This window comes from Borrelia recurrentis A1, from assembly GCF_000019705.1.
GTDB classification, from domain to species: Bacteria; Spirochaetota; Spirochaetia; order Borreliales; family Borreliaceae; genus Borrelia; species Borrelia duttonii.
In genome coordinates, this window is the sequence record NC_011244.1 from 42875 (window position 1) to 65281 (window position 22407).

General features: G+C 26.8%; 21 protein-coding genes, 1 tRNA gene, 1 other RNA gene and 1 pseudogene. 7 read left to right on the forward strand and 17 right to left on the reverse strand.

All coding sequences use genetic code 11. The features are described from left to right. Complete coding sequence (gene smpB / locus BRE_RS00220; RefSeq protein WP_012537808.1) at window positions 1-450, forward strand: SsrA-binding protein SmpB; 450 nt, start codon at window positions 1-3, stop codon at window positions 448-450. A gap of 156 nt (window positions 451-606) precedes the next feature. Here smpB and BRE_RS00225 read toward each other — a convergent pair whose 3' ends face one another. The 6 genes from BRE_RS00225 to BRE_RS00250 all read right to left on the reverse strand — a co-directional run bounded on the left by BRE_RS00225 (window position 607) and on the right by BRE_RS00250 (window position 8712). Next, the gene (locus BRE_RS00225) at window positions 607-1146 is read right to left on the reverse strand and encodes a P13 family porin (protein ID WP_041178069.1); all 540 of its coding nucleotides are present in this window, start codon (window positions 1144-1146) and stop codon (window positions 607-609) included. Between the two features lie 83 nt (window positions 1147-1229). Further along, entirely contained in the window at window positions 1230-3113 is a 1884-nt protein-coding gene (locus BRE_RS00230; RefSeq protein ID WP_012538613.1) for a DNA topoisomerase IV subunit A, read from the reverse strand. Next, window positions 3113-4909, reverse strand: a complete 1797-nt coding sequence (locus BRE_RS00235; RefSeq protein ID WP_012538614.1) for a DNA topoisomerase IV subunit B — start codon at window positions 4907-4909, stop codon at window positions 3113-3115. The genes BRE_RS00230 and BRE_RS00235 overlap by 1 nt, the downstream gene beginning before the upstream one ends. Window positions 4910-4920: 11 nt before the next feature. Next, window positions 4921-5673: a lysophospholipid acyltransferase family protein gene (locus BRE_RS00240; RefSeq protein ID WP_012538615.1), complete on the reverse strand. Its 753-nt coding sequence runs from the start codon at window positions 5671-5673 to the stop codon at window positions 4921-4923. Window positions 5674-5680: 7 nt separating this feature from the next. Further along, window positions 5681-7141, reverse strand: coding sequence for a pallilysin-related adhesin (locus BRE_RS00245; RefSeq protein WP_012538616.1), 1461 nt, complete (start codon window positions 7139-7141; stop codon window positions 5681-5683). A 62-nt stretch (window positions 7142-7203) separates the two neighbouring features. Beyond that, on the reverse strand, window positions 7204-8712 hold the full coding sequence (locus BRE_RS00250) for a peptidylprolyl isomerase (RefSeq protein WP_012538617.1): 1509 nt from the start codon (window positions 8710-8712) through the stop codon (window positions 7204-7206). A 188-nt stretch (window positions 8713-8900) separates the two neighbouring features. Here BRE_RS00250 and BRE_RS00255 point away from each other — a divergent pair, with 188 nt between their 5' ends. Further along, a complete protein-coding gene (locus tag BRE_RS00255; protein WP_012538618.1) occupies window positions 8901-9773 on the forward strand; it encodes a CheR family methyltransferase in 873 nt (290 codons plus the stop codon). Between the two features lie 33 nt (window positions 9774-9806). Here the strand turns inward: BRE_RS00255 and phoU are convergent, their stop codons facing one another. The 4 genes from phoU to BRE_RS00275 are packed head-to-tail and all read right to left on the reverse strand — an operon-like array spanning window position 9807 to window position 14404. Further along, on the reverse strand, window positions 9807-10478 hold the full coding sequence (phoU, locus tag BRE_RS00260) for a phosphate signaling complex protein PhoU (RefSeq protein ID WP_014695953.1): 672 nt from the start codon (window positions 10476-10478) through the stop codon (window positions 9807-9809). Window positions 10479-10490: 12 nt separating this feature from the next. Beyond that, window positions 10491-11540, reverse strand: a complete 1050-nt coding sequence (locus BRE_RS00265; RefSeq protein WP_012538619.1) for a hypothetical protein — start codon at window positions 11538-11540, stop codon at window positions 10491-10493. Beyond that, window positions 11537-11923, reverse strand: coding sequence for a hypothetical protein (locus BRE_RS00270; protein ID WP_012538620.1), 387 nt, complete (start codon window positions 11921-11923; stop codon window positions 11537-11539). Before BRE_RS00270 ends, BRE_RS00265 begins: the two co-directional genes overlap by 4 nt. Window positions 11924-11950: 27 nt before the next feature. Next, on the reverse strand, window positions 11951-14404 hold the full coding sequence (locus tag BRE_RS00275; protein WP_049752014.1) for an AAA family ATPase: 2454 nt from the start codon (window positions 14402-14404) through the stop codon (window positions 11951-11953). Between the two features lie 69 nt (window positions 14405-14473). Here BRE_RS00275 and BRE_RS00280 point away from each other — a divergent pair, with 69 nt between their 5' ends. After that, on the forward strand, window positions 14474-15019 hold the full coding sequence (locus tag BRE_RS00280; RefSeq protein WP_012538621.1) for a ribonuclease HII: 546 nt from the start codon (window positions 14474-14476) through the stop codon (window positions 15017-15019). A 95-nt stretch (window positions 15020-15114) separates the two neighbouring features. Here the strand turns inward: BRE_RS00280 and BRE_RS00285 are convergent. After that, window positions 15115-15381, reverse strand: a pseudogene (locus BRE_RS00285) (DUF3276 family protein); the annotation flags it as partial. Between the two features lie 151 nt (window positions 15382-15532). Here BRE_RS00285 and BRE_RS00290 point away from each other — a divergent pair. Next, window positions 15533-15604, forward strand: a tRNA-Gly gene (locus tag BRE_RS00290). Window positions 15605-15638: 34 nt separating this feature from the next. On the opposite strand, the gene ssrA is transcribed toward BRE_RS00290, so the two are convergent. After that, window positions 15639-15999, reverse strand: a transfer-messenger RNA (tmRNA) gene (ssrA, locus tag BRE_RS05945). Between the two features lie 143 nt (window positions 16000-16142). On the opposite strand from ssrA, the gene BRE_RS00295 reads away from it, so the two are divergent. Next, window positions 16143-16835 (forward strand): queuosine precursor transporter, encoded by a 693-nt coding sequence (locus BRE_RS00295; RefSeq protein WP_014695958.1) that lies wholly within the window; start codon window positions 16143-16145, stop codon window positions 16833-16835. A gap of 44 nt (window positions 16836-16879) precedes the next feature. Next, complete coding sequence (locus BRE_RS05950; RefSeq protein ID WP_012538622.1) at window positions 16880-17575, forward strand: queuosine precursor transporter; 696 nt, start codon at window positions 16880-16882, stop codon at window positions 17573-17575. Here the strand turns inward: BRE_RS05950 and BRE_RS00300 are convergent. Next, window positions 17550-18206: a TrmH family RNA methyltransferase gene (locus BRE_RS00300; protein WP_012537824.1), complete on the reverse strand. Its 657-nt coding sequence runs from the start codon at window positions 18204-18206 to the stop codon at window positions 17550-17552. The genes BRE_RS05950 and BRE_RS00300 overlap by 26 nt on opposite strands. Before the next feature lie 93 nt (window positions 18207-18299). On the opposite strand from BRE_RS00300, the gene ung reads away from it, so the two are divergent. Then, window positions 18300-18971, forward strand: coding sequence for a uracil-DNA glycosylase (ung, locus tag BRE_RS00305; protein WP_012538623.1), 672 nt, complete (start codon window positions 18300-18302; stop codon window positions 18969-18971). A gap of 57 nt (window positions 18972-19028) precedes the next feature. Here ung and secG read toward each other — a convergent pair whose 3' ends face one another. From secG to gap, 4 genes are read right to left on the reverse strand one after another with little or no spacing between them, the layout of a single operon-like run. Then, window positions 19029-19385 carry a preprotein translocase subunit SecG gene (secG, locus tag BRE_RS00310; protein ID WP_041178070.1) on the reverse strand — a complete coding sequence of 119 codons (357 nt, stop codon included), beginning with the start codon at window positions 19383-19385 and terminating at the stop codon, window positions 19029-19031. A gap of 11 nt (window positions 19386-19396) precedes the next feature. Further along, a complete protein-coding gene (tpiA, locus tag BRE_RS00315) occupies window positions 19397-20161 on the reverse strand; it encodes a triose-phosphate isomerase (RefSeq protein ID WP_012538625.1) in 765 nt (254 codons plus the stop codon). A 1-nt stretch (window position 20162) separates the two neighbouring features. Then, window positions 20163-21341: a phosphoglycerate kinase gene (locus BRE_RS00320; protein WP_012538626.1), complete on the reverse strand. Its 1179-nt coding sequence runs from the start codon at window positions 21339-21341 to the stop codon at window positions 20163-20165. Between the two features lie 29 nt (window positions 21342-21370). Continuing rightward, a complete protein-coding gene (gap, locus tag BRE_RS00325; protein ID WP_012538627.1) occupies window positions 21371-22378 on the reverse strand; it encodes a type I glyceraldehyde-3-phosphate dehydrogenase in 1008 nt (335 codons plus the stop codon). Window positions 22379-22407 lie beyond the last annotated feature (29 nt).

Genomic DNA, 22407 nt, shown 5'->3' on the forward strand with positions numbered 1-22407 from the left:
ATGAGCTCAATACTGCTTGAAAACAAAAAAGCAAGATTTAATTACTTTATTGAAGACAGACTAAGTTGTGGTATTGTTTTAAAAGGAACTGAAGTAAAATCTATTAAATTAAAAAAATTTACATTCAATGACAGCTTTGCTAATATAAAAAAAGATGAGATATGGCTTGAAAATTTACATATAGCAAAATACAAAGAAGGTAATATCTTTAATCATGAAGAAACAAGACGTAGAAAATTACTTATAACAAAGAAAGAAATACAAAAATTAAAAAAATTCAAAGAAAAAGAAGGATACACATTGGTTCCTATATCGATATATCTCAAAAATTCGTTAATAAAGGTCGAACTTGGAATATGTAAAGGAAAAAAACTGTTTGACAAAAGAGAAATTTTAAAACAAAAAAGTATCAAAAAAGATCTCAGTCGTGAAATCAAACAATATAAATAAAGAAAACAAAAATCATAAACGCAATAGTTATATTAAAAACACAACATAAACAATTTAAAAGATAACTTAAATAAATACTCATAATATAAACAAAGAGTAGTTACAATTACTAATTATTATAACTACACTCAATGAGTTTAATATAAATTTTTACAATTAATATTTCTTAGTAAAAGAAAGTTCAAAGATAACTCTAGAATTTTCATCAAAGCTTAAATCAACTTCAGGATGAAAACTTCCTAATGCAATGCCTAAATTTTGTCTAAGTTTTTTGTTATAGCTAGCCGCATGTGTAAAGGGAAGTACAACTTCAACAATTCGTGTTACAAACATAGTTATTCCTCCTAATGTCATTAGAGATAAACCAATTACTGGGACTTCAACTGACTTAGAATTCAAAGTAGAATATACACCATAACCTAACAAACCCAAACTTAAAGCGTCAAAACCTAAAATCAATAATCCACCTGTAATGTCACCTTGAACTAAAGAACCTATTCCAAAACCTACAAATAAATTCAATAAAAAAGGAATTAAAGCATTTTGTTTATAACTCTCATAAAGTAATAACTTCTCCAAATTACCGCTACCATTAATGCTGTTACTCCCAATATCCGTCTTCATTTCATCATAACTTTGAGCAAAACTTTCAAAAATACAAAATAAAAATAAAACTAAAATTAATACTCTCTTCATAAAATACCCCCAAAATAAACAGCCTAGTGTTTGCATTATATACATATTAAAAGAATTGTTCAATAATTTATTTCATCTTCAATTTATTTAAATTTAACTTTTTTAATAATATTATTTGAAATTCTCTTACCTACAGAAATTCGCGATTTAATCATAAAATTATTAATATCAATCATTTTAACAACATCTCTACTAGTAGAAAACGCCACAAATTGTGCATTAAAAGTAAAATCTATAAATTCATCATCTTTATTTAAAAAATAATAAACTTTATCAGTTAAAAACTTATCTATCCTAAATCTTTTAACATAATAAAAATTATCGACTTTATTAAGATAAATTATAGAAAATACCTGCTCCTTAGAATTATTTATATCATAAACTAAAACACTAACATTATTCTTTTCAATAAAGGTCTTATCTTCAATATTTTTTAAAATATAAGAATCCTTTTTAAAGATTAATATCTTATCATAATAACTAGCATTTCCAATAAATTCACCATCAATAAGACTGGTTCCAACAAACCCTGCTTTTAAACTCACATAAATTTTCATATTCTTAGTAGCAATTTCTCTAGCATTTTTGGATTCAATAAGAGATATCTCTGTCTTTCTATGATACATTTTTGAATATTTAGCAAGAAGTTTATCAATAAAATTTATTGCATAATTTTTAATTGATTTAATATTACTTTCTACACTTTTTAATTCTTTACTTAAAATTTGAATATCTTTATTATTTTTATCAATATCAAACATACTTATTTTCCTAATAGGAATTTTAAGCAAGTTTTCAATATCATCTAAAACAATTTTTCTAGAAAACCTATCTCCATACTTAACAATTTCACTCATTACAATATCAACAACATCGGATTCTTTAGAAATAGTTTCAAGAATTTTATAGATCTTATGTTCAATAAATATTTGCTCTAAGGTCTTAGAAAAAATTTTTTCAAGTATCTTACTTCTCTCAAGTTCAAGCTCCATCTTTAAAACTTTTTGTAAATGCTCAGCATGAAACTTGATAATATCTGTAACAGTATAAATAACAGGATATCTATCACTCAATAAAAGCAAATTAACAGAAATAGAAACTTGACAATTTGTATAATGATACAGTTTTTCAATAATTTCATTGGCATATACCCCCCTTGGAAGGGTCAATTCAATCTCTACATTTTCTGTAGTAAAATCATTAATACTCGAAACTTTAATATAGTTTTTACGAATAGCCCTCTCAATTGAAGCTATTAAACTTTCTGTAGTTTCTCCAAAAGGTAATTCTTTTATCAAAATAGCCTTATTATCATCTGTAGTTTCAATTTTTGCACGAACCAAAACCTTTCCATTGCCATCAGCATACTCATTAACATCAACTATTCCACCTGTTGGGAAATCAGGATAAAGCTTATAAGCTTCACCAAGCAACTCACTCTTAACAGCTCTTAAAATTTCATTAAAGTTATGAGGAAGAATTTTAGCAGCCATACCAACAGCAATTCCTTCACTTCCCTGAATAAGTATTACAGGAATTTTAGCAGGAAAAATCAAAGGCTCAGCATTACGACCATCATAAGAAGGCTCATAAGTCGTTATTTCCTTACTATAGAGCACTTCAAACGCTAAAGGAGTTAATCGACATTCAATATAACGAGATGCAGAAGCAGGATCACCCGTTAAAAGATTACCAAAATTTCCTTGCTTTTCAATAAATAAATCTTTATTTGCCATATTAACAAGAGCTTCATAAATTGAAGTATCTCCATGAGGATGATATTTCATTGTATTTCCAACAACATTTGCAACTTTATGAAAATTACCATCATTCATTTCAAAAAGAGAATGTATTATTCGTCTCTGCACCGGTTTAAAGCCATCAATAACACTAGCAATTGCACGATCTTTAATAACATAAGATGAATACTGTAAAAAATTATCTCTAAGTAATGTTTTAATGTTCATTAAATTAAATTTTCCATAATAAAGTTTCGTCTCTCAGGAGTATTTGGCCCCATATAAAATCCCAATTGCTCTTTTATTTCTTTAATATTAACAAGATCTACCTTTGTAAGTTTAATATTAGCAACATCAATAAAACCTTTAAATTCATTTGGCGAAATTTCTCCAAGTCCTTTAAATCTTGTAACTTCAGGATTTTTAAGTTTAAGAAGCGCTTTCTGTTTATCTTCTTCAGAATAACAATAAATAGTAGCACTCTTATTTCTTACTCTAAAAAGTGGTGTCTCTAAAATATGCATATGCCCATTTAAAACCAAATCTTCAAAATAAGTTAAGAAAAATGTTAAAAGCAAATTCCTAATATGAAATCCATCAAAATCTGCATCTGTAGCAATTACTACTTTATTATATCTTAAATTTTCAATTGATTCTTCAATACCAAGAGCTACCATCATATTATAGAGTTCTTCATTTTTATAAATTTCAGATCTATTTTTTTCAAACATATTTTGGGGTTTACCACGAAGAGAAAATATAGCCTGTGTATATACATCTCTACAAGACACCATTGATCCTGTTGCAGAATCTCCTTCTGTTAAAAAAATCATGGTTGCATCAGAATGTACACTTTTTTCATTAAAATGAAATTTACAATCTTTAAGTTTAGGAATTTTAAAAGATATTTTTTTTGCTCTCTCTTTTGCCTCTTTCCGTACACTGCTTAATTCCTTTCTAAGACGTTCATTATCAATAACTTTACTCTCTATCGTTTTTGCAAGTGTTTTATCTTTATATAAAATCTCTAAAATTAGCCTTTGCACTTCCTTAGCAATGTTACCTCTAGTTTCAATATTACCAAGCTTATTTTTAGTCTGACTTTCAAATATTGGATCCTTTATTTTAATTGAAAGAGTTGCCACAAGTCCTTCTCTAATATCAGTAGACGAATATGTTTTTTTTAAAAAATCATTAATGGCTCTCGCAAAACCTTCTCTAAAACCTGTTTGATGAGTACCTCCATCACTAGTATATTGTCCATTTACAAATGAAAAATATGTCTCACCATAATTATTTGTATGAGAAAATGCAAACTCTAAAGTTTTACTAGAATAATAAACAAAATCATAAAGTAAATCTTCATACTTAATCTCGGCTCTTATAAAATTAAGAAGCCCATTATCAGACCGAAAAATTTGATCATTATAATTAATTTCTAAACCTTTATTTAAGCAAACATAATGAAAAAATCTTCTTTGTAAAAAATCCTCACTATACTTATATTTCCCAAAAATTTCTGTATCTGCTAAAAACTCAATGTAAGTGCCATTTTGTTCATCAGATTTACCTTCCGTAGTATTAATTAAATTTCCTTTTGAAAAAACAGCTTCAAAGAAATTACCTTCTCTTATCGACCTTATTAAAAATTTTGAACTTAAAGCATTAACAGCTTTAGTCCCAACTCCATTAAGCCCTACAGAAAATTGAAAAACATTGTCATTATACTTAGCACCAGTATTAATAACAGAGACACTCTCAACAACCTTTCCAAGAGGAATTCCACGACCATAATCTCTTACAGTAATGACATTATCCTCTCTTTTTATAACAATTTCTTTGCCATAACCCATAATAAATTCATCAATTGAATTATCAACGATTTCTTTAATTAAAATATAAATACCATCATCAATATTAGAACCATCTCCTAGTCTTCCAATATACATTCCAGATCGTAATCTAATATGTTCAAGAGAAGATAAGGTAACAATTTTACTCTCATCATAACAATTTTTTTTCATTTAAATTCCTATCAACAATTATACTGAATTTTCATTTTTTCTAATTTTTTAACTATTTTATCTCTCACAATAACATGAAGCTGCTCCTTCTCATCATCTGTCAAATTAGAAACATCTATTAAAGAATGGATATGCACATATACTGATAATCCTGAATTTAATATTAAATTTTTAATAAAAACTTTATGTGTATTAAGCAAAGTAACAGGAACAATTGGAGAATTTGTTCTTAAAGCCAAATTAACAGAACCTCTTTTAAAATCTTTTGTTTTTCCACCTCTATTTCTGGTTCCTTCAGGAAAAATTCCAATAGCTCCACCCTCTTTAATAATTTTAGTCGCCTTTTGTTGAGTAACAGCAGAAGATCTTATACTGCTTCTATTGACAAAAATAGCTCCCATAGAAAGTAATATAAAATTAACTAAAGGAATACTTAAAAGCGATCTCTTAGCAACTATTACAAAAGGCCTTATAAAAACATAAATTAAAAAAATAGGATCCATTGACGCAATATGATTTGCAATAATTACCACACCACCATCTTTGTTCAAACAACAATCATCATCTTTTGTAATAACAACCTTAATTCCAGACAACCATAAACAAGTTTTAATAGCAAATCTAATCAATACAAAAATAAATTTTATAAAAGCATTTTCAAATCCAAATATCTTAAAAACTAAAAATACAAAAAATAAAACAGTAAAAAACAATACAAAGAAAAAAAAACTAATATAAGTAATAATACTCCTTAATATTTTCATATGGTTTTTACCCTAATTTCTCTATTCTCTCAAGTTTTAATTTTTGCCTTTTTAGCAAACTTACTTCATCTTTTAAAATCTTAATAGGATGAAGAATAATAGTAGAAAATTTTTGATTATTAACTATTCTCTCACTATACTCAACAATAAAAGACTCACTTACCTTATTCTCATCCATGCTAATTTCATATTCAAGAACTAAATTATTATTTAAATTCAAAACATTAAAAATTCCATAATAAATATTATCTTTAACAATATAAGTAAGACTAGGATAAGAAAAATCATAAATAACATCTTTATAAACATAATTACCATTTGGAATAAACAAAAATTTTTGATCATCATTCTCTAAAACAGAATTATTAAATCGTTTAAAAATACCTGAGAACCCATACTTATCATAAGCATCTGTTCCTGTATCAATTTTTATTTCAATATTGTCAATATCAACAATTTTAATCCAAAAGTTATATACTATTAAATCGGAAAAAACAGATTTAGTACTGATATTGAGAATATTATAGGCAGGTCTTGAAATATATTCAATGTGTGCAATTTCTTGAGAATTATTCTTAAAAATACTAATTTCATTAAAATGCCTATTAAATGATAAGAGCAAAATATTTTTAAGATCTAACTTTCCTGAACGTTGATGAGAATCATTATCATACCAAATACCATATAAAAATTTATAAACTTCATCTTTAGGTAAATTTTTTAAAGTTTGATACACATCATTATCTATACGTCTAACCTTTTCACTAGTAGACAAAGGATAATATTTACCCTGCGCTTGAGAATATACATACTTTTCTATCTTACTTACTATCATATCCTCCCCCTGCTTTTCATATCTCTCTAAAGAAATTGAATAACTTTCCCTCGATTTCTTATCATCATAAGCAGAAGATCGAGAATACTTATTTATAATAATGTTTCCATTAACCTTATCAAAAAATATAGGTCTATATGACGAAACATCATTAGCAACTGCCCTTTTAAAAACATATAAAACAGCATATTCATCTAAAAAACCCTGAACAACTATATCAAAATCATAATCACCAGTAATATCTTCAAGATACATATTATAAGAATTTTTAGAATCAATATTTACTTGTGTCTTAAATAGAACAACTGCCTCATGACTTTTAGGATCAAAACCAATAATAAATAAATGTGTCTTCAGATCTGCAAAATTTTGAGCTAAAACCACTTGCTCAAAATAAACATCTAAATTCAAATTTTCCTGATGAACTGACAAAATTTTATAACCCTTCAGATCAATTAAAGACCCAAACACATTCTCTCCAGAATCTTCACTCACATTTGCATCAGAATAATTTAATTTGCTATTACTCATCTTTTTATTAAAATCTTTATTAAAAATAATAAAATCCTTATTTCCTTTAACACAAGAAAATAAAACGAAAAAAAGAAATATAAAATATTGTTTAAAAAACATATCACATGATTTTTACATATCTACTCTTATACTCAATAAAATATAAAAGCTTAAACTACACTCTAATTACCGGCATTTAAACTAAAATCCTTTAAAGAAAAAAATGCCTCATTAAAATTTTCTTTAAAATTATTTTTCTTTAAGACATTATCTAATAGCAACTTACTATTTGCTTTAGAAAAATTATCAATAATACGATCCTCTTGAACTAAAACATCAGACTCATAAGAATCATTAGAAGATGAACGTAAATAAAATGAATAAACTTTATGATCTGCTAAAAAGGGTTTAGACCATTGACCTTCTTTCAAATCAAAAATTAAGTCATAAAAACCTTGACTATTACTAAAAATTGAAAGCTCTTTTAAAGTACTAGAATAAATGTTCATATTATATGCAAGATTAACCACATCTTCTTTTACTTTCAAATTATATTTTTGCAAAGAGCGTTCCTCTCCAACATCAGAATTAATTTCAGATAAAATAGCATTAAGTTTATTTTCAAGGTAAGTCTCAATAACATTGGGTTCATAAGTTTCTATATAATTTTTAACAGCACTAATATCATTATTTGAATTTTGATCAAAATTATAAATATCACTTAACGCTTTATATATTTTATATTCACCTGAACTCTTAGATTTAATAGGATTAGTAAATTCATTTATCTTCAAAGAAAAAATTGAACTTAGACCTTCTTTTTCCTTAAGCATAAGATCTAAATCAAAATAATACTGCCTAGAAGAAGCAATACCTTTAAAATTAGCAACGTCTTCAGAATAAAACTTAGCAACCTCTTCAAAAGGCATACCCTTAGATAATTTGTCATAAGCATCATTAGCATTACTTAAATTTTTAAAACTAATAGAAACAAGATCTAAACTTTTAAACAACTTTTGATTATCTTCAGCATAAGATATTACTTTATCTTTTGGAAAATCTTCATAAGAGAGTGTAATATAAGCAATATTTTTTCTAATCTTACTCATATTTTTAACAGCACTTAAAAGAAAATCTGAAAATACAAAACTACTATTCAAAAAAATCTGAATATTTGAAGAAAGCAAATTTTCCACAGCGTCACTATAAATTTTAAACTTTTGATAATCAGAAACTTTATTATACCTTTTAGGACTAAAATTACCATTAGAATCTAAATAAACAGGAGAGTTCATTACATTTTGACTCAAAACACTTTTTGAAATATAAAAGTTACTACTCTTTGCCAAATCAAGAAAAGCAATATCCTCAACATACTTCATAAAAGCTAAGCGCCAAATAAAATAGTCTATATCATAATTATTATCTCTTTTTAGTTTAGAATAAAAATTTGAATAAAAATTAACATATTGTGCAAATTTATTATCTTTAGCATAATAAATCGGCTGTCCCTTATAAAAGCCAAACTTTAAATTAGACGAATCAGTAGTATCAAATAATCCTGGCATTAAAGGTGCAATAATAAACCCAAATACAATCAATATAAGTGCAAAAATGCCCCACATCCCAACTCTTTTATCATTCTCACCACCAGATATAACGCTTTTTGTTTGACTTATTCTCTTACGCATAATAAAAACCCTTCAACTGAAATAAAATAGCATTTTAGATATTAAAATAGCATAATTCACATATTATTTCAATTCAAACATTTATATTAAAAAAATATTTGATATCATAAATTTCAATATTATAATTAATATTTAACTAATATTTAAAAAATTAAGAGATACTAATATAACGGATGTGACATATAATAATGAATATTAATAATGAATTTAATATCAAAATAAACAAAGAAGAATTTCAAAGACTCACCAAAATAATTTATAACAATTTTGGTATTAATCTTAGCGAGAAAAAAAAATTATTAATAGAGAGTCGCTTATCATCAACAATTAAAGCAAAAAACTTAAACAATTTTACAGAATATATTAATTACTTAGAAAATCAAAAAAATCAAATATCTCTAATAGAATTAGTAGATAAAATATCAACAAATCACACCTATTTTTTTAGAGAACCTAATCACTTTGAATTCCTTGCAAACAATATTCTACCCAAAATGATCAAAAAAATAACACAAACACAAGAAAAAGAAATTAGAATATGGTCAGCTGGATGCTCAAGTGGAGAAGAAGCATACACAATAGCAATGATATTAAATGAATATATCAATAACAATAAAATCCAATGCAACGCAAAAATTTTAGCAACAGATATTTCAATTACTGTATTAAAAGAAGCTAAAGAAGGAATTTATCCAGAAGACCGAGTAAAAACTCTACCAAAACATTTAAAAAATAAATATTTAAATAAACTACAAAATGACAAATTTGAAGTTAAAGACGAACTTAAAGAAATGACCGTATTTAAAAAATTAAATTTAATGAACGATGTTTTCCCATTTAATAAAAAATTTGATTTAATTTTTTGTCGAAACGTAATGATTTATTTTGATGAGAAAACAAGAAACAAACTTGCTGACAAATTCAATCAATACTTAAAAGATGATTCTTACTTATTAATTGGACATTCAGAAACAATTAGAGGTAATAAAAACTTAGAATATGTAATGCCAGCAACATATAAAAAAAAATCAATTCAATTAAAAAACAATCATAATGATTAAATAAATAAAAGAATAAACTGGCACATTATTTATTTAAGTAAGATTTACTTTCTCTCCTACTTTAACAAAATAAAGTAGCTCTCCTATTGTTGCAACATGATCTCCAACTCTTTCTAAAAAACTATTTAAAAATAATATATTTAAAAGATAATCTAAATTTTCTGGATTATTTTTCATTGCATCAATTACAAGAGTTTTTTGTTTTGAAAACAATTTATCTATAATATTATCATACTTTACTATCTTAAGTATTTTAATAAAATCTCCATCAAAATAAGCATCAAAAATATTTGCAAGCATATCTTTTGCAGTATCTGCCATTTCTCTTAAAGGTTTTTGATAAATATCAACAGAAGAAAAATCTCCTACATTAGATTCCAAAAGAAGTACTACTTTTACAATTTTAGTAGAATGATCTGCAATACGTTCAAGAGAGCTAATAATTTTAATAATTGCCAAAATTTCTCTAAGCTCAGTAGCAACAGGATGTTCAGTAGCAATTATTCGTCCACATAAATCTTCAATATCATATTGATAATCATCTATCATTTTTTCATCCTCATTAATAATTTTTTTAGCCAAATTTTTATCTCTAGACTCTAAAGCTATTAATGAATTTTCTATCATTTTAAGAACACACTCTTTCATCTCCCAAAGATAGTCTTTAATAATCTCAAGTTGCTTAGTAAGTTTACGCCTAATCATATTCAATTTCTCCTAAAAAAACCGTTTTAAAAACAAAAACCTTAATTTAGATAATTCATAATAACTACTAAAAGGATAACTATCAATAACTCTTTTGTAGTAACTAAGAGACTTTACAAAATCTTTATATTTGCTCTCGGTTTCATAAAATTTACCTAATAAATAATTATATCTATCTTCAAACTTTGAACTTACATATTTTGGATAATACAGTGAACTCAAGCTAGAGTAAAATTCATGCTCACCATTTGTTAATAAAAACTCAAGAATATCAAGATAAGTATCCTCATCAAAATCAATATCATTTTCTACTAAAAATCTAACATCCCTTAATACATTTTCAACTTTATTTAATTTAATACCAAGACTAATTAAATTCACAAAGATCTGATAAAAAAAATCATCCCTTAAACTCAAATAATTTAAATAAGAGTTCAAATAATCACCATTCTTATAATAAAGTTCTGCCTTTAATAAAATATACTCATCACTATTAAAATCATATTTATTAAGCAATTCAATTGCTCCCTTGTAATCATTAATATGATATAAATTTAAAGCTCTTCTCATAATATCTTTCAAATCTACATTATGTCCACTCTGATTATTTAATCCAAAATCCTCACCATTTTTAATATCTTTATCTAAATTTAAATTGCCTTCAGAATCCATTTGATCCAAATTTAAAGATTTTTCTTGGTTAACAATCCTCAAAATTACATTTTTAGTAAATTCCCTAGAATCCTTTACATTTTGATACTTAAATGTCAACATAACAATTCCAACATTTTTTGAAGTTTGAAAAGAAAACATAGCACCATCTTGATAAGATTCTGATAAGAATTTAATAAAAGGATTATTTTTATTATTTTTAATATAAATCCAAGCTTCATCTTTAAAACAAAGATTAAATTTTGAATTAATATTTACCAAAAATTCTTGCCTTTCACTATTAAAATCAAGTTCATAAATATTCTGTTTATTCTTTTCAAAAGCAAAAGAGGATACTATATTAATAATAAAGAATAAAAAATTACAATAAATAAAATTCCCTTTATTCACTTATAATTTTCCAAAATTTTATCAACTAATAATTCATTTTCCTTTTCTAAATCAATATTAAATAAATTATCTGACTTAACCCAAAGATCTTGCAAAATGTCTTCATTAATTGTTCGATAATGCATTACACTATCACCCAATTTACCATCAGGAAGACTAGGTTTGGGAAAGAAAAAATCATCCATATTAAAACTAGAATTCAAATCAAAATAAAAATCTTCTATATTAAGCAATTTCAACTTAAGATTTACATTCTCTTCAGTATTATTTTTACTCTCGTCAATAATTTTAGATGAATACAAATAAGTCAAAAAAGAAACAATAATTAATAAAAATATTAATATTAAAAAATATTGTTGAAAATGAAACTTTTTCTCTCTCATAATAATTTTCCTAATATACTAAATAAATTATATATTAAATATTACACTTTCTCCATTATCACTAGTAACACCAATTAAATTCTTACTTCCCTTAGCAACATACATATTATGAGTTATTATCAATAATTGAACTTTTTGACCAAGTTCATTTAAAAGTGTTGAAAGTTTATTACTATTCTCAAAATCAAGAGAAGCATCAATTTCATCAAGTACACAAAATGAAGCAGGAGAATAATAATACAAAGCAAACAAAAATGCTATACTAATTAAAGAATGCTCTCCTCCAGAAAGCATTTTATTGCCTTTGACTAATTTATCCTTAAAATTTATTTTAATTTCTATTTCATCTAAATCCTTATCATAAAATAAACTTCCACTACCCTTAAATATTCGACTAAAAAAATAAATAAAATGATCACTAATTTTATCGAAAGCATCATTAAATTTTTTATTAATTTCCCTCTTAATTCTTTTTCTAAGCTTATCTAAAGATTCTTTAGTAGCATTTAAATCGTTTATTTGTAAATTTATTTTTTCAACCTTATCCTTTATTTCATTATATTCCCTCTCAACATTAAAAAAAATATAATTATCATGCTCAATCATACTCATTTCTTTCCGTAAAGAAGCTATCTGTACTAAATCATCTTCAAGATCAAATTTTTCCATATCCTTATTAACAAAATTAAAATCTTTTATCTCATCCTTAATATCCAAATTAGAATGCAATAAAATATCATACTCTGCTTGCTTTTTCATGTATTCATAATAAGATGAATTTTTAAAAGCATCTAATACACTCAAAGTATTGACCTCTTTATTTCCAACTAATTCACTACCTTTTGCATCACTTAAAAACTTGTCTAAATTAACATTAATGTCACTTCGTTCCAAGTTTAATTCATCCAGTTTTAAATTTAAATTATTAAGGCGTTCCTTAAGTTCATCCCTAGTTTCAAATAAAAATTTTAAATTACTATCAATTAATTTAATTTCATCTTCATTTTTAAGCCTAGAAAGCTCTGTATATTCAATCTCACCCAATATCTCATTTAATTTTAATGTCTTCTCAGACACTAAACTCTCAATAGTAGTGATTTCCTTTGCAAGACTAGTCTTAGAATTATTTCTCGTAAGCAAAAATTTTCTTAAATCAACATTTTGTTCAAAAATAGGTTCAATTTTCTCTCTTAATAAATTTAAAAGTTTATCTTCCTTGACTATATATTTAAGTAAATTTTCTCTAATATTTTTAAGATATTTGATGCTTAATGTATCTTCAAACAATTTTAAAGAATTTAAAATGTTTTTTTTAAGTTGCTCAAATTCTTCTATATTACTTTCCTTGACAATCGACAATACTAAATCAACAAGTTCAAAAAAACTCCTGGTATACCTATTTATCTCATCAGTCAATATGAAAAAATCTTTCTTTTTACTTTGAAGGGAATTATTTAAATTCATAAGCTCTTCATTTATGCTTACTTTTACTGATTCAATCTGTGACTTATTGCCCATAAAAATATTTGCTAAATTTAATTTTCCCCTCTTATCATGTTCTAATTTTTGAATCTTAATTTCCATTGTAAGCAACTTAGATTTTAACATTTCAATTTCTTTTTTAATAAGTTCAATATTCTTAATAACATTCTTTTCTCTAAGAGAATAAAATTCTAATTTTTCCTTAATACTTTCAATAGAAAAACTACTTAAATGCAAAATATTGTCTATATCTTTAATATTTAAGCCATTCTTAAGTTTAGTTAATTCAAAGTTAAGATTAAAAAGCTTCTTCAAGCTTAAATTTTTATCCAATACTTCTAAATCGTTCTTTAATTTTTGGTATTTATCTTTAATCAAAAAGTCATTCTTAATTTTTTCATATTTTTCATTTAATTCATCTCTCAACATCAAAAGAGAAGTCAAATTTTCTCTAGATTTCTCTAAGCTCTTATATGCCTGTTCCTCTTCAACTCTAAGCATATCTATTCCACTAGCCTCTTCTATTAGAGATTTTAAATTAATATTGCCACTTGAAGATATTCTCTCAATCTTACCCTGATTAATAAACATATAAGGAGAATTCTTAAATCTTAGCTTATTAACAAGATCCATATAATTTTTAAGATTCAAATTATCATTATTTAAAAAATATTCACTTGTACCATCTTTATAAAGCCTTCTTCTAATATAAAATTTATCTCTAAAATCACCAATAGAGAGATCTTCATTATTAAAAAAAAGAGTCACCTCAGCAAAATTAGATTCCTTAGATTTTGATACAGAAATTAAATCTGTTATATGTTTAATTCTCAAAATACTTAAATTATCTTCACCTATACAAAAACGAATTGCATCTAGTAAATTACTTTTTCCACAACCATTTGGACCTACTATAAAATTTAAACTACTATTTAACTTTAATTCTTGCATTTTAACAAAAGACTTAAATCCTAAAAGTCCTATTTTTTCTAAAAACAAAACTACTCCCACTTAAATTATAAACAATATTAATTTACTAAACATAATTCTGTATTATAATAAATAGTTATGATTTGTGGAATTGATGAGGTTGGAAGAGGGTGTATCTTTGGCCCAGTCTTAAGTGCAGCTGTTATTTTTAAAACTAAACCCAACTTTTTAAATGAACTAGATGATTCAAAAAAACTTACCAAAACAAAAAGAGAATATCTCTCATCATTAATACTAGAAAATGCATATTATGCGTTTGCAGATATATCCAATGAAATTATTGACAAAATTAATATTCATAATGCTTCACTCCTTGCAATGCAAATCGCATATCAAAAATTAAATATAGAATGCAACCTAGTACTTGTAGATGGAAAATTTATCCCCAAAATACAGGCTAAACAAATTAGAGCAATAATTAAAGGGGATTCTATGATTGATGAAATAAAAGCAGCATCAATTATTGCAAAAGTACAAAGAGATAAATTGATGGTTGAATATGATAAAATTTATCCCCTATATGGACTTAAAAAAAACAAAGGATATCCAACAAAAGAACACAAAGATGCAATCAAAAAACACGGAATACTAAGCCTTCACAGAAAGAGCTTTCGATTAATTTAAATATCAATTAATATAAACTGTAATTATGTCCATGACTAGGACTAAATCATCCTCAGAAAGGATCATGCTTATGAAACACTCTAGGATCTACGATCATTATGATATTCTCCTTTTTTAACTAAATTTCCAGTAACCTTTTTCTTAATTACAGAAATTGCTTTCAATAAATTTGATTCAAATTCGTCAATATTTTCTTCATAAACAAAAACTGAATGTCTCTCAAAATCTCCATTAACATTTCTCTTACTCTCTACAATATTTAGAAAATAATCACCTTTTCTATTTTCTTTAACATTAAAGAAATAAGTCCTATCTGAATTTGTAAACAATTTATCAGAATATACTTCCCCTCTCTCGCCCATTAAGTCCTCCACACAAAAATCCTTTATATATTAGCTTATACAAAAGTTAACATAATTGTACTTACTAAACAAAAAAAATACTAGCCGAAATTAACAATAAAATCAATTGACATAAAATGAATTTTTTTATAGAATCAACTTTGTTATCTGTGCGTCCTTCGTATAATGGCTATTACCTTAGCCTTCCAAGCTAATGATGTCGGTTCGATTCCGATAGGACGCTTCTTAAAAAGCTAATAACCTGAAATGTAAAAAAATTGGAGATGGCGGGAATTGAACCCGCGTCCTAAAAATAATATCATAAATATTTACAAGCTTAGCTAATTTTTAGAAAAAGCAATAAGGCTTGGAAAACAAGCAAACCACCAAATTACTCTCAAGTTTAAAGGTCCCTAAAAATCAACTTGAAACATTTTTAGGCATACTTTGATGTCTTAAAGAGTATAAGTTGAACCTCAAAGCAAAATCCAACAAAACTCTCTGCTAAATTAAGCAGCCATTACAAGATCTGAACTTGTAAAGTTATTATTTTTTGCATTTATTAAAGAAGTTTTAAGAGATTCCCTCTGCTTGCCATTTATGCTACTAAAGTTCTTAGTCAAATCCAAAAACATCCCCTCTAAATAATCTTTTAAGGATAGTATAACACAAATAAATAAAAAAAGGAAAAACAAACTAATTTACAAAACAACACTTAAAAGCTTATAATTACTTTAATACATTAATAGATATTAAAATGATAAATGATTCAAGGAGATTTTTTGAATAACGAAATGCTATGGTGCATCATGTTAATTTGTACTTATTCAATTTTAATTATTACGTACAATTTTTTTGGACAAAAAGGCTTACTAGCATGGCTAGTATCATCCGTCATTATTGCAAACATTCAAGTTTTAAAGCAAATTACAATATTTGGATTACATGCAACACTGGGCAATATTATTTATGCATCATCATATGTTGCAACAGATATTTTATCAGAAATTCATGGTCATAAAAATTCAAAAAAAGCAGTTTATATTGGATTTATAAGTTTTATAGCATTTGCATTTATTACAAATATCCAACTTTATTTTTCAACAAATAATTCTGACATATACTTAGAAAATTTAGAAAATATTTTCTCTTCAATTCCAATTTTATTAATCGCATCAATTATCGCATACATAATATCTCAATTAAACGATATATACCTATTTCGTTTCATTAAAGAAAAATTCCCAAAATTCTTGTTTATAAGAAGCAATGGATCAACATTAGTAAGTGAATTTATAGATACGATAATTTTTGTAAGCATTGCAACATACTTTAATATATTTCCAAAAGAAGCCTATCTTAATATAATAATATCCACATATTTTATTAAAGGAATCGCAGGCATCATGGGCACTCCATTTATTTACATTGCAAAATACATATATCAGAATAAAAAAATCCAAATTAATGAGTAAATATACATTCAATTATCACTTAATAATTTGTTATAATTAGCAACATGATAAACATAATTTTATGGACAATTCTAATAACATTTGTATACTCACAATTAACATTATTATACTACCTATTCGGCAAATCGGGACTTTTTTGTTTTAACATAATAATGAATATACTCTCAAATCTCATTATATTAAAAAAAGTGACTATATTCGAACAACAAATTAGTCTATCAGGCATAACCTTTCTATCAACACTTTGTTCGCTAAATTTAATTACAGAAAAATATAATGAAAAATCAGCTATAGAGTCAATAACATTAAATATGCTCTCACATATCACTTTTGTAATAATGATGCATTTCACACTCTATTTTCACCAAAATGAATTTGATACTTCCAATATACACTTAAAAGTATTGTTCTACAATGCTTCTTATATTTCAATAATTTTCACTGGAACATATATCATATTTTTATCTAACTATGTGAACATAAAAGTATATTCTATGCTACAAAAAAATAATATAAACAGCAAATGGATCAGTCATAATGTATCAAGATTCTGCTCTTCTTGTATAGCCTATATGCTAGCAAATATTTCAATGTATATAATAGAACAATTATATCCTGGAAATAACATTAATATGGTAAAAAGTTCATGGATCTTTACCATTGCAATAATGATAATTGATACCTTTATATATTGTTTCCTAAACAAACTAAAAATTAGAAAAACTGCAATTTCTCAATGACTTTATACCTTTTTATAATTTTCCTATAATATTCAAGCTTTAAGTTTAACTTTTCATCTTCATTGAGCAAATAATCAATAGAACTACTTCTTAAACGATTAATTAAAGAATAAAAGACTATAGCTACAGCTACAGAGAGATTATAACTTTGTGTAAATCCATACATTGGTATTTTTAAATGCAAATCAGCATTTTGCAAAATTGTATGGCTAAGTCCCGTTAACTCTGTTCCAAAAAATACTGCCATTTTAGTATCAATTGGAAAATCTTCAAGAGATATGGCTTCATTATCTAATGATGTAGCTACTATTTTATACCCATTAGCTTTTAAATGTTCAAATGCAACTTTTACACATTTATATTTATTAATACCTATCCACTTTGAAGCTCCAAGAACAACACCTGGATTTAAAGTATACTTATTATTAGTCTCAATAATATGAATATTACTAAGTCCTAAAATCTCAATTGTACGCATTGTAGCACTTGCATTTTGAGATTGAAAAATATCTTCAAGTACAAGTGTCAAATAATTCGTACGATTATTTAATACTTCATCTATTCTCTCTCGTCTTCTTCGAGTTATAAATTCAGCCAATATTTCTATTCTTTTCAATGTATCACTGACCATAACATATTATTTTAAATAAAAAACCAATAAAATCAAATTAAAATATTAAATTAAAATATTACAAAATCATTAATTTTCTATATAATATTAAATGTGGAAGTAAAAATTGAAGAATCTTGGAAAGAAATGTTAAAAAGTGAATTTTGCAAAGGATACTTTAAAAGACTTGTAAGTTTCATAAAAAATGAGTATAAAACTAAAAAGGATAAAATATTTCCACCACCAAGATTAATATTTAATGCATTTGATACCTTACCATTTAAAGATATTAAAGTAGTGATACTTGGACAAGATCCATACCACGGAAAAGGACAAGCCAATGGTTTGGCATTTTCTGTTAATTCAGACATCAAGATACCTCCATCATTACAAAATATTTTTAAAGAAATAGAGAGAAGTTTAAAAATAAAAACTATTCCAAATGGAGATTTAACACGATGGGCAGAACAGGGAACGTTTTTGCTAAATTCAATATTAACAGTAGAGGAAGGTCGCCCATCATCTCATAAGGACATTGGTTGGAAAATTTTTACAAACGAAGTAATAAAAATTATCTCAAAAAATTTAAATAATGTTGTATTTATGTTATGGGGTAATTTTGCAAAGGGAAAAAAAAAATTAATAGATACATCAAAACATTTAATTCTTGAAACAAGCCACCCCTCTCCTTATTCTGCACACAACGGATTTTTAGGTTCAAACCACTTTAGTAAAACTTTAAGATACCTACAAGAACACAATAAAACCACAATCAATTTTCAATAAATCAATTTGCATAATAAGCCATGTCTTTAAACAGTATATACAAGTTATTTAAATTTATTATCTATCTTCTTGATTTTCTTTATTTAAAGCATCATCTTCATTATTTTTATTTTCATCATCATTCCAAAAAGTTGAACTCTTCTCATCAACCTTAACATTTCTCAACAAATCACTATCAACTCGTTTGGTATTAATAAAAGATAATGCAATTACAAAAACAAAAAAAAGAGTAATAAAAAATGCTGTAATTTTTATTGCAACACTTGAAGATCTTGCCCCAAAAATAGAAGAACTTCCACCTCCAAACACTCCTCCAATGCCATCGCCTTGCTCATCTTGAAACAATACTAACAAAATAATCATAAATGAAATAATAACAAAAAAGATAAATACCAAAAACCTAACTAACTCCAAAATCAACCTCTCTACTTCGATATTTTATTAATTATCTTTAAAAACGAATCTGCTTTTAAAGATGAACCACCAATTAATGCTCCATCAATATCGTTTTCACCCATTAAACCTTCCACATTGTCAACATTAACAGAACCACCATATTGAATAATAATATTATCTGCTGCGGACTTTGAATATAACGATTGAATTTCAAGTCTAATTGCCTTATGAACTTCTTGTGCTTCTTCTTTTGTTGCTGTCTTTCCTGTCCCAATTGCCCATACAGGTTCATAAGCTAAAATTATTCTCTGAAGATCAGATTCATATACAGATGCTAATCCATTTCTAACCTGATTCAAAACTACATCTAAAGTTTTACCTTTTTCTCTCTCTTCAAGAGTTTCTCCAACACAGAGAATTAAATATTTAAATGGATGTTTAAGACCTGTAAGAACTTTCTTATTTATAATTTCATCATTTTCGCCAAGATATGTTCTACATTCAGAATGTCCAAGTATTACGTAATCAACCCCAAATTCCAAAAGCATAGAAGGCGCAATTTCACTTGTTCTAGCTCCGCTATTCTCATAAGACATATTTTGAGCACCAAGAAGAACATTGGTTCCTTTAGTTACTCTACAAACTTTACAAAGGGACGTAAATGTAGGTGTTACCATAACAACCACATTATTATTAATATTGTATACACCATCTACAATCTGCTTAGCAACATCTGCGGCCTCTACACTTGTATAATGCATTTTCCAATTTCCTGCTAAGAAAACCTTTCTCATCTTAAACCTCCAACACCTTTATACCTGGCAAAACTTTTCCTTCAAGATATTCAAGAGAAGCACCACCCCCTGTTGAAACATGAGTTATCTTTCCAGACAAATTAAATTTATTTACAGCAGCAACTGAATCTCCACCTCCAACAACCGTAATTCCAGGACAATTAGCCACATACTCTGCAACCTTTGCTGTACCTTTGGCAAAAGAATCAAACTCAAATACTCCAAGAGGACCATTCCAAATGACAGTTTTTGCACTACTAAGAACTCCCTCAATTTTTTTCAAAGTCTTCTCTCCAATATCCATCCCAATCTTACTATCAGGAATATTAACAGAGTCAACATATTCAGGCATAGAATATTCCTGAAATTCACTTGCAACAACATGATCAATAGGCAAAATAACTTCTACACTTAATTCCTTTGCCTTCTTCAAAAAAGATGAGGCTACATCAATATATTCATTTTCTAAAAGAGATTTACCAATAGAATATCCCTCTACTTTTAAAAAGGTATATGCCATTCCACCACCAATTACCATCACATTTGATTTTGGTAAAAGGGATTCAAGAACTGCAATTTTTGAAGAAACTTTTGAGCCACCAATTATTGAAACAAATGGACTCTCAGGATTTTTTAAAATTTTACCCAAAAATTCATCTTCTCTTTCCATTAAAAATCCACCAACGGCTGGCAAATAAGATGCAACACCTGATGTAGAAGCATGAGCTCTATGAGCAGTTCCAAAAGCATCATTTACAAAAATATCACCACTTTTTGATAACTGCATTGCAAAAGCATCACTATTTTCTTCTTCTTCCTTATAAAACCTCACATTTTCAAGTAAAACAACATCTCCATTTTGCATACAAGAAACAGCTGTAACTACCTCATCACCTATACAATCAGACAACATCTTAACATCTTGCCCCAACAGTTCTGATAATCTCCTAGCAATAGGCATAAGAGAATACCTAAGATTTTTCTCGCCCTTTGGTCTACCCAAATGACTCATCAAAACAACTCTAGCTCCTTGAGATTTAAGATATTCTATTGTGGGTAAAGCCGCCTTAATTCTAGTATCATCAGTAATGTTCCCTTCTCGTAAGGGAACATTAAAATCACATCTAACCAAAGCACGTTTGCCTGAAAAATCACAATCTTTTATAGTTCTTATTGACATTTACAAATACCTCAAGATTATCTTATAAATTATTTAACTAATTTTTGTGCAAGATCAACTACTCTTGTAGAATATCCAAATTCATTGTCATACCAAGAAAGTACTTTCACAAAACCATCTAACAATACCATAGTCTCAAGACCATCAACTATTGAAGAATGAGAATTTCCTTTAATATCTGAAGACACTATCGGATCTTCTGTATATCCTAAAATACCACTAAGTTCTCTAGACTCTGATGCTTTCTTAAGTACAGAATTGATCTCTTCTTTTGTAACATCTTTTTTCTTAAGTTGAACAGTAAGATCAACAATAGAACCTGTTGGTACAGGAACTCTCATAGAAGTACCATTAAGCTTACCTTTAAGTTCAGGCAAAACAAGCCCAACAGCCTTAGCCGCACCTGTTGAAGTAGGAATAATTGAAAGAGCCGCAGCTCGTGCTCGTCTTAAATCAGCATGTGGAAAATCCAAAATCTTTTGATCATTAGTATAAGCATGCACAGTAGTCATAAGACCTTTCTCAATACCAAAAGCCTCATGTAAAACCTTTGCAAGAGGTGCCAAACAGTTTGTTGTGCATGAAGCATTAGAAACAGCTTTTAAATCAGAAGTAATTTCATGCTCATTAACACCAAGTACAATTGTTTTAATATCATCTTTAGCAGGCACTGTCAAAATTACCTTCTTAGCACCAGCATATTCAACATGATCAAGATACCCACCTCTATCACTTGTTGCTGAAGTAAAAACACCTGTTGACTCAATCACAACATCAATTCCCAATTTACCCCAAGGAAGCTTTTTGGGATCACGCTCAGCAATAATCTTTATTTCTTTCCCATCTACTACAATAGCACCATCTCTTGCTTCAACCTTTTTATTATATACTCCAAAAGTAGAATCATATTTCAAAAGGTGTGCAAGTGTTTTAGGATCTGTTAAATCATTTACAGCAACAACTTCTATCCCTCTCTCAAAAGCAATTTTAAAAACATTTCTGCCTATACGTCCAAAGCCATTAATAGCTAACTTCATACAACTCCTCCATCATTTTTTATTGTCTA

Excerpts from the sequence above, each read along its gene's own strand:
- gap (WP_012538627.1), bottom strand. The coding sequence starts at position 22,378 with ATGAAGTTAGCTATTAATGGCTTTGGACGTATAGGCAGAAATGTTTTT.
- BRE_RS00300 (WP_012537824.1), bottom strand. The coding sequence starts at position 18,206 with ATGGTCAGTGATACATTGAAAAGAATAGAAATATTGGCTGAATTTATA.
- BRE_RS00225 (WP_041178069.1), bottom strand. The coding sequence starts at position 1,146 with ATGAAGAGAGTATTAATTTTAGTTTTATTTTTATTTTGTATTTTTGAA.
- BRE_RS05950 (WP_012538622.1), top strand. The coding sequence starts at position 16,880 with ATGATAAACATAATTTTATGGACAATTCTAATAACATTTGTATACTCA.
- BRE_RS00245 (WP_012538616.1), bottom strand. The coding sequence starts at position 7,141 with ATGTTTTTTAAACAATATTTTATATTTCTTTTTTTCGTTTTATTTTCT.
- BRE_RS00320 (WP_012538626.1), bottom strand. The coding sequence starts at position 21,341 with ATGTCAATAAGAACTATAAAAGATTGTGATTTTTCAGGCAAACGTGCT.
- BRE_RS00270 (WP_012538620.1), bottom strand. The coding sequence starts at position 11,923 with ATGAGAGAGAAAAAGTTTCATTTTCAACAATATTTTTTAATATTAATA.
- BRE_RS00235 (WP_012538614.1), bottom strand. The coding sequence starts at position 4,909 with ATGAAAAAAAATTGTTATGATGAGAGTAAAATTGTTACCTTATCTTCT.
- tpiA (WP_012538625.1), bottom strand. The coding sequence starts at position 20,161 with ATGAGAAAGGTTTTCTTAGCAGGAAATTGGAAAATGCATTATACAAGT.
- smpB (WP_012537808.1), top strand. The coding sequence starts at position 1 with ATGAGCTCAATACTGCTTGAAAACAAAAAAGCAAGATTTAATTACTTT.
- BRE_RS00230 (WP_012538613.1), bottom strand. The coding sequence starts at position 3,113 with ATGAACATTAAAACATTACTTAGAGATAATTTTTTACAGTATTCATCT.
- phoU (WP_014695953.1), bottom strand. The coding sequence starts at position 10,478 with ATGATTAGGCGTAAACTTACTAAGCAACTTGAGATTATTAAAGACTAT.
- BRE_RS00255 (WP_012538618.1), top strand. The coding sequence starts at position 8,901 with ATGAATATTAATAATGAATTTAATATCAAAATAAACAAAGAAGAATTT.
- BRE_RS00250 (WP_012538617.1), bottom strand. The coding sequence starts at position 8,712 with ATGCGTAAGAGAATAAGTCAAACAAAAAGCGTTATATCTGGTGGTGAG.
- BRE_RS00280 (WP_012538621.1), top strand. The coding sequence starts at position 14,474 with ATGATTTGTGGAATTGATGAGGTTGGAAGAGGGTGTATCTTTGGCCCA.
- BRE_RS00240 (WP_012538615.1), bottom strand. The coding sequence starts at position 5,673 with ATGAAAATATTAAGGAGTATTATTACTTATATTAGTTTTTTTTTCTTT.